8 protein-coding genes and 1 other RNA gene are annotated in these 12,306 nt (G+C 59.1%); 1 reads left to right on the top strand and 8 read right to left on the bottom strand.

Translation table 11 applies throughout. The annotated features are described in order from the left end of the window. Nucleotides 1-43 precede the first annotated feature (43 nt). Nucleotides 44-589 carry an adenine phosphoribosyltransferase gene (locus tag B195_RS08195; protein WP_003447187.1) on the top strand — a complete coding sequence of 182 codons (546 nt, stop codon included), beginning with the start codon at nucleotides 44-46 and terminating at the stop codon, nucleotides 587-589. Between the two features lie 33 nt (nucleotides 590-622). On the opposite strand, the gene recR is transcribed toward B195_RS08195, so the two are convergent. From recR to B195_RS08155, 8 genes are all read right to left on the bottom strand, one after another. Continuing rightward, on the bottom strand, nucleotides 623-1,225 hold the full coding sequence (gene recR / locus B195_RS08190) for a recombination mediator RecR (RefSeq protein WP_003447185.1): 603 nt from the start codon (nucleotides 1,223-1,225) through the stop codon (nucleotides 623-625). 160 nt (nucleotides 1,226-1,385) lie between these two features. Then, the gene (locus B195_RS08185; RefSeq protein WP_003447184.1) at nucleotides 1,386-1,724 is read right to left on the bottom strand and encodes a YbaB/EbfC family nucleoid-associated protein; all 339 of its coding nucleotides are present in this window, start codon (nucleotides 1,722-1,724) and stop codon (nucleotides 1,386-1,388) included. A gap of 74 nt (nucleotides 1,725-1,798) precedes the next feature. Then, nucleotides 1,799-3,865, bottom strand: a complete 2,067-nt coding sequence (gene dnaX / locus B195_RS08180; protein ID WP_003447183.1) for a DNA polymerase III subunit gamma/tau — start codon at nucleotides 3,863-3,865, stop codon at nucleotides 1,799-1,801. Between the two features lie 236 nt (nucleotides 3,866-4,101). Continuing rightward, nucleotides 4,102-4,198, bottom strand: an RNA gene (gene ffs, locus B195_RS08175) — signal recognition particle sRNA small type. Between the two features lie 222 nt (nucleotides 4,199-4,420). Further along, on the bottom strand, nucleotides 4,421-6,778 hold the full coding sequence (gene ligA / locus B195_RS08170; protein ID WP_003447181.1) for an NAD-dependent DNA ligase LigA: 2,358 nt from the start codon (nucleotides 6,776-6,778) through the stop codon (nucleotides 4,421-4,423). 96 nt (nucleotides 6,779-6,874) lie between these two features. Beyond that, on the bottom strand, nucleotides 6,875-7,753 hold the full coding sequence (gene zipA, locus B195_RS08165; RefSeq protein WP_003447169.1) for a cell division protein ZipA: 879 nt from the start codon (nucleotides 7,751-7,753) through the stop codon (nucleotides 6,875-6,877). A gap of 256 nt (nucleotides 7,754-8,009) precedes the next feature. After that, nucleotides 8,010-11,498 (bottom strand): chromosome segregation protein SMC, encoded by a 3,489-nt coding sequence (gene smc, locus B195_RS08160; protein ID WP_003447167.1) that lies wholly within the window; start codon nucleotides 11,496-11,498, stop codon nucleotides 8,010-8,012. 2 nt (nucleotides 11,499-11,500) lie between these two features. Continuing rightward, entirely contained in the window at nucleotides 11,501-12,160 is a 660-nt protein-coding gene (locus tag B195_RS08155; protein ID WP_003447165.1) for a GntR family transcriptional regulator, read from the bottom strand. Nucleotides 12,161-12,306: the final 146 nt, after the last annotated feature.

Below are 12,306 nucleotides of genomic sequence, written 5' to 3'. Positions count from 1 at the left end.
TCGGGCTATACTGGCGAGCTAACGCACGCCAGGACAGCCCGATATGATCCGCGACGACTTTTGCCTCAAATCCTTGATTCGCCCAGTAATTGACTTCCCCAAAGCAGGGGTGATTTTTCGCGATATCACGCCGCTGTATCAATCCCCCCGCGCCATGCGCGTGATTGCCGATACCTTTATCGAACGCTACGTTGAGGCTGATTTCAGCCACATCGGCGCCATGGATGCCCGCGGCTTTTTGATTGGCTCGGTACTGGCGCATCAACTCAACAAGCCGCTGATCCTGTTTCGCAAGCAGGGCAAATTGCCCGCTGACGTTTTAGCCGAAGGCTATCAGACCGAATATGGCGAAGCGTTTCTCGAGGTTCACGCCGACAGCCTGTGTGAAGGCGACTCGCTGTTGATCGTCGATGACCTGATCGCTACGGGCGGGACCCTGATTGCCGCTGTCAATCTGGTGCGGCGCATGGGGGCACAGGTGTTTGAAGCCGCTGCGATTATTGATCTGCCGCAACTGGGCGGGTCGAAACGCCTGCAGGAAATGGGCGTCCCGACGTTTTGCCTGACTGAATTTTCCCTGACGGAGTAAGGCCGTGTCGCCTGCTCGCCGGCAAGCTGATGCTTACAGAACGATCGGTCTGCGCCCGGAGAACGAGTGGGCCAGGGTTCCGCCGTCAACCAGTTCCAGCTCCCCACCCAGCGGTACACCGTGGGCGATGCGCGAAGCAATAAGGCCTTTGTTGCCGAGCAATTGCGCTATGTAATGTGCAGTAGCCTCGCCTTCGACCGTCGGGTTGGTGGCGAGGATCACCTCGGTGAAGGTGCCCTGTTCCGCGATGCGCGTCATCAGTTGCGGGATACCTATCGCCTCCGGCCCCAGGCCGTCCAGCGGCGACAAATGCCCTTTGAGCACAAAGTAACGACCGCGATAGCCGGTCTGCTCGACGGCATAGACATCCATCGGCCCTTCAACCACACAAAGCAGGGTGTCGTCTCGGCGCACATCGGCGCACTGCGGACACAAGTCATCCTCGGTCAGGGTCCGGCACAGACGGCAATGACCCACGCCCTCCATAGCCTGACTCAAGGCCAGCGCCAGACGCGAACCACCGCTGCGATCACGCTCAAGCAATTGCAGAGCCATGCGCTGTGCAGTCTTTTGACCTACGCCCGGCAAGGTGCGCAAGGCATCGATCAGTTGGCGAATCAGGGGACTAAAGCTCATAGGGAAAGGTCCGACAAAACAACGAGAGGCGGTTTATACCCGCGGTCCGGGCCAGCGTCAAATGCCAGCAATCCCGTGCACCCGGGCAGCCTGCACCATTAATCAAAAACAGCCAGGCAAAAAAATGCCAGGCCCGGGGCCTGGCATTTTGTGCAGCGCCTTAGAACGGCAGCTTCATGCCTGGCGGCAGTTGCATGCCGGAGGTCACGCCGGACATTTTGTCCTGGCTATTGGCTTCGACCTTGCGCACGGCATCGTTGACTGCAGCCGCGAACAGGTCTTCCAGCACTTCACGGTCATCATCGCTGACGCCTTCAAGCAGAGCCGGATCAATGCTCACACGCTTGATGTCATGACGACCGGTCATGACCACAGTCACCATGTCGCCACCGGCTTTACCAGTGACTTCAGCATTGGCCAGTTCTTCCTGCATTTTGGCCATTTTTTCCTGCATCTGCTGCGCCTGCTTCATCAGGCCGGCCATGCCACCTTTCATCATGGGAATCACCTCAAACGTTATTTGGACAATGCACCCGCGGCCAAGAAACCTCGGGCTGTAAGTTTTTCCTGGCGTTATGAAGCCTGAGCCTCAACAACGTCCACAGGTTGAATCGTATCGTCACGGACTGCCGCACCGAATTGTTCAATCATTTGCTGCACCAGCGGATCGGCATAGATGGATTCTTCTGCCAGGCGCTGGCGCTCTGCACGAAAGCGCGAGGCGGCCTGGGCCGGGGTTTCCTGCTCCGGCTTGATCAGCTCGATAGTCACTTTGAGTGTGCGCTGATGATACTGGTTCAACGCATCATTGAGCCGGCGCTGCTGAGTCGCGTTAAACAACGCGCTGTGGGCCGGGTCCAGATGCAGCAACCAGTCATCACCATCAACCGAGATCAATGTGCAGTTGGCGCCAATGCTCGCCGTCATGCCCGATACCGGTAATTTGGGGAACATATTCAGCCATTCAAGGGCCAGCCCGGTCGCAGGCTCGGCAGCAGGCAATGGCTCGGGTTCAGGTGCAGGCTCGCCCCCATGCTCGCTGGCCAGTTCGTCAAGGTAGCTATAGGCCGCCGAGTCCATGTCCGGCTCAATGTAATCTTCGTCCAGTGGCGGCTCGTCATCGCGATCCAGGCCCGACAGCGCCGAGTCCACTTGCTCCGGCGTTGGCTCAGGTACAGGCGCGTCTTCCCACTGCGGCGCGTCCGGCACCACGCTGTCAGGCGTAGGCAACGGCATCGGTGGCAACTCGGGTTGTTCGCCGAGCGTATCGAGCATCGCTTGGGGCGCCAGCGGCTCTTCGATCACGGCAACAGCAGGCTCGTTCCACGGCAAGTCCACTACCGGCACTGCTGGCGCCCTGGGGGCCGCCACAGGTGCAGGTGCCGGCTCAGGCTCAGACCTGGGCACTTCAACCACCGCCACAGCGGCAGGTGCAGGTGCAGGTGCAGCAACTACTGGCGCAACAGCGGTCGGGCCAGCCACGGTTTGGGCGGAATCAACTGTGGCCTGGCTGATCCCCACTGGCTTTAGCGGCTGACTCGGCGAGTCTGTCGCGTCTGCCGGACGGAAGGCCAGCATCCGTAGCAGGACCATTTCAAAACCGCCACGGGGGTCTGGTGCCAGCGGCAAATCACGCCGGCCGATCAGGCCCATCTGGTAATAAAACTGTACGTCTTCGGCAGGCAATACCTTGGCCAGGGCCAGTACGCGATCACGGTCGCCGTGGCCGTTGTCGACCCCTTCGGGCAACGCCTGGGCAATGGCAACGCGATGGAAGACGTTGAGGATTTCGGACAGCACGCCGTTCCAGTCCGGGCCCTGCTCGGCCAGATGGCGCACAGCCTCCAGCAGTCCCCGGGCATCGCCTTCGATCAAGGCGTGCAGCAGGTCAAACACCTGGCCGTGGTCGAGAGTACCCAGCATGGTGCGCACATCAGCCGCCAGCACCTTGCCTTCACCGAAGGCAATGGCCTGGTCGGTCAGGCTCATCGCGTCACGCATCGAGCCGTCCGCAGCCCGACCCAGCAACCACAGCGCGTCATCTTCAAAGGGTACGTTTTCGACACTCAGCACATGGCTCAAGTGCTCGACTACCCGCTCGGGGGTCATGTTTTTCAGGGAGAACTGCAGGCAACGGGAAAGGATTGTCGCCGGCAGTTTCTGCGGATCGGTGGTCGCCAGGATGAATTTGACGTAGGGCGGCGGCTCTTCAAGGGTTTTGAGCAACGCATTGAAGGAGTGGCTGGAGAGCATGTGCACTTCGTCGATCAGGTAGACCTTGAAGCGCCCGCGGCTTGGCGCGTACTGCACGTTATCGAGCAGCTCGCGGGTGTCCTCGACCTTGGTCCGGCTCGCGGCATCGATTTCGATCAGATCGACAAAGCGCCCTTCGTCGATTTCGCGGCACACCGAACACGTTCCGCACGGGGTCGAGGTGATACCTGTCTCACAGTTCAGGCATTTGGCGATGATCCGCGCAATGGTGGTCTTGCCGACACCACGGGTACCGGTAAACAGGTAGGCGTGATGCAGGCGCTGACTGTCCAGGGCATTGATCAGAGCCTTGAGCACATGGGTCTGGCCGACCATTTCGCGGAACGAGCGCGGACGCCATTTACGTGCAAGAACCTGATAACTCATTGATAACCGTCGCGTCAGAAAAGCGGAAGGGGCTAATGCTAGCGGAGCAGGGGCAAAATTGCATCCGATGCGCACTTTAAACTGCTCATGCCGTACAGCCGCATGTTTTATGCCGCGCACAAAAAGACATCGACCGCGGAATAAACGCCGGGAGGGGCTTGAACAAAAGAGAATGGAGAGATGCTGTGTATCGACTAAAAACCCTGCACAACTGAGGATTTTTAAAATGGAGGCAACCCCACCAGCCACACCCCGGCACACAATGTTCCCGCTGTGGCTGCTTCCTTCCGGATCTGACCAGGTTAACGGGTAATCGTTGCGGAGGGACCGATAGGGTCACCATAACAACATCCGCTTAGCAGCGAACGGCGCCATTGTACCTGTCTGAGGAAAACTTACAACCGCTGCGGCAAGAATAAAAAAATGAGCGGGCTCAAGCACTTGGATTGGTGCCATACATGGCGGGGACCGGGCAGCAGACTCTGCAGGAGCGAGCTTTTCAACAAAGCCGCGAAGAGCTCGCGAGCAAGCTCGCTCCTGCAGGGGGCTACCACTCTAGATCTGGATGCCCTGCTCACCCAGGAACGCCACAAAGGCTTCCTCATCCAGCACCTTGAGCCCCAGCTCATTGGCCTTGACCAGTTTCGAGCCCGCGCCGGGGCCCGCCACCACGCAATGGGTCTTGCCGGAGACCGAACCCGAAACCTTGGCTCCCAGGCTTTCGAGTTTGTCTTTGGCGACGTCGCGACTCATCAACTCCAGCGAGCCGGTCAGCACCCAGGTCTGCCCGGCCAGCGGCAAACCTTCCACGGTCTTTTTCTCGCTCTGCCAGTGCATGCCGAAGTCGCGCAACTGCGCCTCGACAGCCAGAGCCGCCCGGGCATTTTCTGGGTTGTCGAAAAATTCGCGCACCGCTTTGGCCTGTTTCTCAGGCAGCGCCTGACGCATATCGAGCCAGTCAGCGTTGATTACCCCCTCAAGGGTTACAAACTTTTCGGCCAGCTTTTGCGCACCACCCGGCCCAACCGAGGGGATATGCAGCTTGTCGATCAACCCGCCCAAGGTGGCACTGGCCGCGAACTCGGCCCCCAGATCCCCCTGGTCCTGCAATTCCAGTCCACGCTCAAGCAATTGCGCTATCACCTGCTGGTTATGGGCATCACCGAAGAAGCTGTGAATCTCGTGGGCCACTTCCAGCCCGACATCCGGCAAGTAGGTGAGTACTTGCGGCAAAGCACGCTGTACACGCTCCAGAGAGGCCAATGAGCGCGCCAGTACTTTGGCCGTCTCCTCTCCTACATCGGGAATTCCCAGAGCGTATATAAAACGCGCCAATGCCGGACGCTTGCTGTCCGCTATTGCCTGCAGCAAATTCTTGCTCGACAGCTCGGCAAACCCTTCAAGATCGACAATTTTTTCGAAGGTCAGGGTGTACAGATCGGCCGGCGAACTCACCAACCCCTCATCCACCAACTGCTCGACGCTTTTTTCGCCCAGGCCTTCAATATCCATGGCCCGACGCGAAACAAAGTGAATGATCGCCTGTTTGAGCTGGGCCCCGCAGGCCAGTCGCCCGACACAGCGGTACACCGCCCCTTCACTGATGGTTTCGCGACCCTTGCTGCGCTTGATCAGTTGCGTGCGCTCTACGTGGGAACCGCACACTGGACAGCTCTCCGGGATCTGCACCGGGCGAGCGTTTTCAGGACGCCGCTCCAGCACCACTTGCACCACCTGCGGAATCACATCACCGGCACGGCGAATAATCACCGTGTCACCAATCATCAGCCCCAGACGCGCCACTTCATCCATGTTGTGCAGCGTGGCATTGGAGACCGTGACCCCCGCCACCTTGACCGGCTTTAAACGCGCCACCGGCGTGACCGCACCGGTACGACCGACCTGAAACTCCACATCCAGCAGCTCGGTCAGCTCTTCCATCGCCGGGAACTTGTGAGCAATAGCCCAGCGCGGCTCGCGGGCACGAAAGCCCAGCTCACGCTGCGATGCCAGGCTATTGACCTTGAACACCACACCATCGATTTCATAAGACAGGGACGCGCGGCGCTCGCCAATATCACGGTAGTAGTCCAGGCATTCGCCAATGCCCCGGGCCAGTTTCAATTCATGACTGATCGGCATGCCCCATTGCTGCAACTGCTTGAGATTGCCGATATGGGTGTCTGAAAACTCCTCAGACACCTGGCCAAGGCCGTAGCAGCAAAACTCCAAAGGACGACTGGCGGTAATTTTCGAGTCCAGCTGCCGCAAACTGCCTGCTGCGGCGTTACGCGGGTTGGCAAAGGTTTTGCCGCCTGCGGCGAGCTGGGTCTCGTTAAGACGGTCAAAGCCGGCCTTGGACATAAAGACCTCGCCCCGCACCTCCAGGACTGCGGGCCAACCGCTGCCATGCAGCTTGAGCGGGATATTGCGTACCGTGCGCACGTTGACACTGATGTCTTCGCCCGTGGTGCCGTCTCCGCGAGTAGCTCCGCGCACCAGATTGCCGTCCCGATACAGCAAGCTGACCGCCAGACCATCGAGCTTGGGCTCACAGCTGTATTCAACTTCGGCGCCGCCGCCAAACAGATCGCCCGCCGGCAAATCCAGACCTTCGCTGACGCGCCGGTCGAATTCACGCATGTCTGTTTCATCAAAGGCGTTGCCAAGACTCAGCATCGGCACTTCGTGGCGCACTTGAGTAAAAGCCGACAACGCCGCGCTGCCGACTCGCTGGGTCGGCGAGTCCGGAGTGATCAGCTCCGGATGCTCGGTCTCCAGCGCTTTGAGCTCGCGAAACAGACGATCGTACTCGGCGTCCGGAATGCTGGGCTCGTCGAGTACGTGATAGCGATAGTTGTGCTGATCCAGTTCAGCGCGCAGCTCTAGAATTCGGGTATTGGCGGCGGTCATGGGGTGTTCTCTCACAAAGCAAAAGAGCAGCCGAGGCTGCTCTTGCGTTAATCATTTTGCGTTTCTGCGGGAGCAAGCATGCCTGCCCCCACCTGTTTAGCGTTTCTGGGTCAGGGCACGACGCTCGAACTCGACGATGCGCTGACGGTAATGCTCGATGGTCTGAGCCGTCAAAACACTGCGCTGGTCATCCTTAAGCTCACCGTTGAGCTCCTGGGACAACTTGCGTGCAGCGGCAACCATCACATCGAATGCCTGCTTGGGATGACGCGGGCCCGGCAAGCCGAGAAAGAAGCTCACGGCAGGGGTGCTGAACAGGTCAATATCATCCAGATCAAACACGCCCGGTTTCACGGCGTTGGCCATGGAGAACAACACTTCGCCATTACCGGCCATGCTTTCGTGGCGGTGGAAAATATCCATCTCACCAAAGCGCAAACCGCTTTCAAGGATGTTCTGCAGCAATGCAGGCCCCTTGAAGCCGGCAGGATCGCGACTGATCACACTGATGACCAGCACTTCTTCAGCGGCCTGTTGTGCTGCGGGCTCCTTCGCTTCAACCGCCGCCACACTTGGCGCTGAACGCCCACGTGGTTTGGCTTCCTGGGCGAAGTCATCATCGCGGGCGCTGATGCTCGGACCGTCTTCCAGATCCAGATTGAGGTTCAGGTCACCCTGGCTCGGCTCCCCGCCACGCTTGCTGCGCTTGGAACCCTTGTCCCGTGGCGACATGCTGACCGATGGCAGGTCGTGCTCGTCAAGCTGGGGCTCTTTATGGGCCGGCGTGTCCAGGACTCGCGAAGGACCCAGCAGCTCGGCGCTGGTCTCCTCGTCAGGGACGTTGGAAAAGCTGCGGTCAAGGCGAAACTTGAGTTTGCCCTTGCCGCCGCGCATACGGCGCCAGCCATCAAAAAGAATACCGGCGATGACCACTATGCCGATGACTATCAGCCACTCGCGCAGACCGATTTCCATGTAATCCCGTGCCCCTAAAAAATGATTCTATGAAGAAGAGCCTAAAGCCCTTTAAAACGTGGCGCCAACTCTATGTTCTGAATGGCGTTTTACCCACGTACAAAAAATTAGACGCTAAATTAACACGACCAAAGATAACTTTACACCGTCTGTCGCATTGGGCTAATGCCCATATAGCCCACGACCCATCAGTCATGCCAGACAAATATTCAGGAATTCTCTTTCGAGAAGAAAAATCCCCCTACATGCTTATAGCTCAAGCATCGACCATTGCCATTGCCTCCTCGACATCAACCGCCACCAGACGAGAGCAGCCGGGCTCATGCATTGTCACCCCCATCAACTGATCGGCCATTTCCATGGCGATTTTGTTGTGGGTGATGTAAATGAATTGCACGGTCTGTGACATCTCTTTTACCAGGCGGGCATAGCGGCCCACGTTAGCGTCATCAAGCGGTGCGTCAACTTCATCAAGCATGCAAAACGGCGCAGGATTGAGTTTGAAAATGGCAAAAACCAGTGCCAGGGCAGTCAATGCTTTCTCGCCACCGGACAGCAAATGAATGGTGCTGTTCTTCTTGCCCGGTGGACGCGCCATGATAGTTACCCCTGTATCGAGTAAATCTTCGCCCGTCAGTTCCAAATAAGCGCTGCCACCACCGAAAACTTTTGGGAAAAGTGCCTGTAATCCACCATTTATCTGATCAAAGGTGTCTTTGAAGCGACTGCGCGTCTCTTTGTCGATCTTGCGAATAACGTTTTCCAGAGTATCCAACGCCTCGACCAGGTCGGCATCCTGGGCATCCAGATAACGTTTGCGCTCGGACTGCTGCTGGTACTCATCGATGGCCGCGAGGTTGATGGCCCCCAGACGTTGAATCCGCGCTGCAATACGTTCCAGCTCTTCTTCAGCCTGCTGCTCATTGACCTCGGCATTCAGGGTTGCAAGCACCCCGTGCAGGTCATAGCCATCGGCCAGCAACTGATCCTGCAACGTGGTTCGACGCACTGTCAGCGCCTGCCACTCCATGCGCTGCTGTTCAAGCTGCCCGCGAATCAGCTGCGATTGCTGCTCGGCCTGATTGCGGCGCTTTTCAGCGTCGCGCAATTCACGGTCAGCATCCTCAAGGGCGGTCTGGGCAATTTTGAGCTCCTGATCCACGGTCAGGCGCTTGTCGAGCAACTCTTCAAGCTTGAGGCGCAATTCTTCGAGGGGAGCCTCGCCCTCCTCCAGATTAAGACTGAGCTGCTCACGCTTTTCCGCCAGACGCTCGGACTGCAGCTCCAGCCGCTCAAGGGCCTGACGCGTTGAGTCGTGCTGCGCCTTGAGCGAGCCCAGACGCACCGCCAGCTGGTGAGCGTGATCCTTGTGCTGACGCGCTTCCTGGCGCACCCGGTCCAGGCGCTCGCGCAGACTGTCGCGCTGGGCCAACAGCAGCTCACGCCGCTCAGTGTCGGTGGCCATGGCATCCAGCGCATCCTGGAGCTGCAGGCGGGACTCGCCAACCTGCTCATGCTCCAGGGCTCGCTGCTCTCCCAGCTCGACCAGCTCTTCATCCAGGCGACGCCGGCGCAAGGTCAATTGCTCGACCTTGGCTTTACTGGCAGATAGCAGGGCCTTGATCTCACCTTGCTGACGGGCTTCGTCCTGCAGACGACGACGCACCTGCTCGCGGGAGTCTTCCTGGGTCAACTGTTGCTCGCGCAAACGCTGTAGCTGTTCTTCAAGGCTGGCCAGTGCGGCTTCACGCTCTTCGCGCTCAGCACCCAAATGCTGAATTTCCTGCCCCCGGGCCAACACGCCGCTTTGCGCTTCGCTGGCACGCCGAACCCGCAAAAAGTTGCGCCCGACCCAATACCCGTCCCGGCTGATCAGGCTCTGGCCATCGGCCAATTGCACGCGCATGGCCAGCGCCTGCTCCAGGGTTTCCACCGCCCTGACCTGACCCAGCCATGGCGAGAGATCGAAGTCGGCCTCGACCTTGTCCAGCAAACTGCCGGCCAAACGACCGCCCTGGGTACCGGCACTGAACAGGCGCAGGTCGCCCTGGGCAAAACCGGCCAGGTCCAGTTGCGCAAAGTCATCCACCAGCACGGCCTGCAAGTCGGCGCCAAGAACCGTCTCGACCGCCAGCTCCCAGCCGGCTTCAACGCGCAGGCCTTCGGCCAGACGTGGGCGATCGGCGAGCTGCTGGTCTTGCAACCACTGCGCTGCACCGGTGCCCGGGTCCAGAGCTGCCTGCTGCAAGGCCTCAAGGGAGGCCAGGCGACCGTTGAGCCGCTGCAGCTCACCCTGTGCCTGCTGCTGATTCTGTGTCGCCTGCTGCAAATCGTGACGCACCTGCTCCAGCCGCTCGACCAGCAGCTCTTCACTGGCTTGCAGTTCTTCCTGGGTCAGCTCGCTGGTAGCCAGCTGCTCACTCAGCTCGAGAATCGCCGCATCTTCAGGATCGGCCGCCAGCAAGGCGCGCTCTTCTGCCAACCGGCGCTGACGCTCGGCCACGCGCTCCATGCTGGTTTCCAGCTGCTGGATACGCGCCTGCAAGACTTCGGACTGACGCTGGGGCTCTGCCGAGCGCTGGTTGAAATCATCCCACTGCTCTTGCCAGCCATGCATGGTGTGTTCGGATTCTTCCAGCGCGGCTGCCGCTTCTTCGGCCGCAGCGCTGGTCAGTTCCTGCTCTGGTGCGAGCATTTCAAGCTCTTCACCCAGCGTCGCCAACATCGTCCGGTCATGCCCCAGATGGGCCTCGGTTTCGAGACGGGAACGCTCGGCTTCGCGCAGGTCATCCTGCAACTGACGCAAACGCTGCTGACCGTGCTGAATGCTTTGCTCGACCCGGGCAATATCACCGCCGACCGAATAGAAGCGCCCTTGCACCAAATTAAAGCGTTCTGACAGATCATGGTGCCCGTCACGCAAGCGTTCGATGCTGGCATCGGCATTGCGCTGCTCGGCCACCAGGGCTTCGAAACTGACTTCCTGGTTGCCAATAACCGCTTCGCGCTGGCCCACTTGCTCGTTCAGTGCCTGCCAGCGCAAAGCTGACAGCTGAGCCTTGAGCTGACGCTCTTGGGCCTTGTATTCCTGATATTTCTCAGCTGCCTGGGCCTGGCGATGCAAGCGCTCAAGCTGACGCCCCAACTCTTCACGCAGGTCGGTCAGGCGGGCGAGGTTTTCGTGGGTACGGCGAATACGATTTTCAGTCTCGCGGCGACGCTCCTTGTATTTGGAGATGCCTGCCGCCTCTTCGATAAAGTTACGCAGATCCTCGGGCTTGGACTCGATCAGTTTCGAGATCATGCCCTGCTCGATAATCGAATAACTGCGCGGCCCGAGACCGGTTCCCAGGAAAATATCGGTGATATCACGCCGACGGCACTTGGTACCGTTGAGGTAATAGGTGGTCTGACTGTCGCGGGTCACTTTACGACGGATGGAAATCTCGGCGTAGGCCGCGTATTCGCCCAGCAGCGTGCCGTCGGAGTTATCGAACACCAGTTCGATGCTGGCCTGACTCACCGGCTTGCGTGTGGTGGAACCGTTGAAGATGACATCCGTCATCGACTCGCCGCGCAGGTTTTTAGCCGAGCTTTCACCCATCACCCAGCGCACGGCGTCGATGATGTTCGACTTGCCGCAGCCGTTAGGGCCTACAACGGCCGCCATATTGCTCGGGAAGTTAACGGTTGTCGGATCGACGAAGGACTTGAAGCCCGCGAGTTTGATGCAAGTGAGGCGCACGCTCAGGCAACCGTCAAGGCAGACAGCACCAGGTCACAACTGCGCTGGGCATAGCGGCTCAGAACCTCGCGAATCTGCGGCAAATCACGCGCCACTACGGCCTCGAGCAACTGCGCGAAGAGTTCCAGGTATTCGCTCATTTCAGCCTTGCGCTGATCCAGCGCCAGGTAATAGGCACGGCTCATGGCCGGATGCAGGTTTTCAACGGTTTCCTGCAAATACGGGTTGTCGGCAAACGGAAACGCCGCACGCATCACATTGAAACTGTCTTCGACAAATGCACTGATGTCCTGACGCTCGTAGCTGGCGACCAGACGCTGCTGAATCTGCAGGAAAGGCCCCAGATCAGCCTGTACCGCCCAGCGGCGGGCCACGGCGTTGCCCAGCAGAATGTACATCTCGCTCATCAGCGTGCACAGGCTCTGCACCTTGTGCGCAGTGAGCTCGGTGACATGGGCGCCGCGCCGCGGGAGGATGGCGATCAGGTGCCGGCGCTCGAGAATCAGCAACGCTTCGCGCACAGAACCGCGACTGACGTTAAGTGCCAGAGTCACTTTCTGCTCTTGAATGCGCTCCCCAGGCTTGAGCTCGCCCCGAATGATGCGTTCGGCGAGGTGGTGAGCGATTTGCTCGGCGAGGCTATCCGGCGCCTTGAACGTCATGTTTTACCTTCAAAATCTTCGATCAGTACAAGCGGCGCAGTGTAACTCACTTGCCCGGTGCTAGCGGAGTGCCGCAAACCCTGAATTTGGCACGAAATAAGCAAATAAATTCCCGTTATTTAAATCACCGGGACAGTCGAGCCTAA

The sequence above is a fragment of the Pseudomonas sp. Lz4W genome (assembly GCF_000346225.2).
Lineage (GTDB): Bacteria > Pseudomonadota > Gammaproteobacteria > Pseudomonadales > Pseudomonadaceae > Aquipseudomonas > Aquipseudomonas paraversuta.
This window is presented reverse-complemented; position numbering and strand designations above follow the sequence as displayed.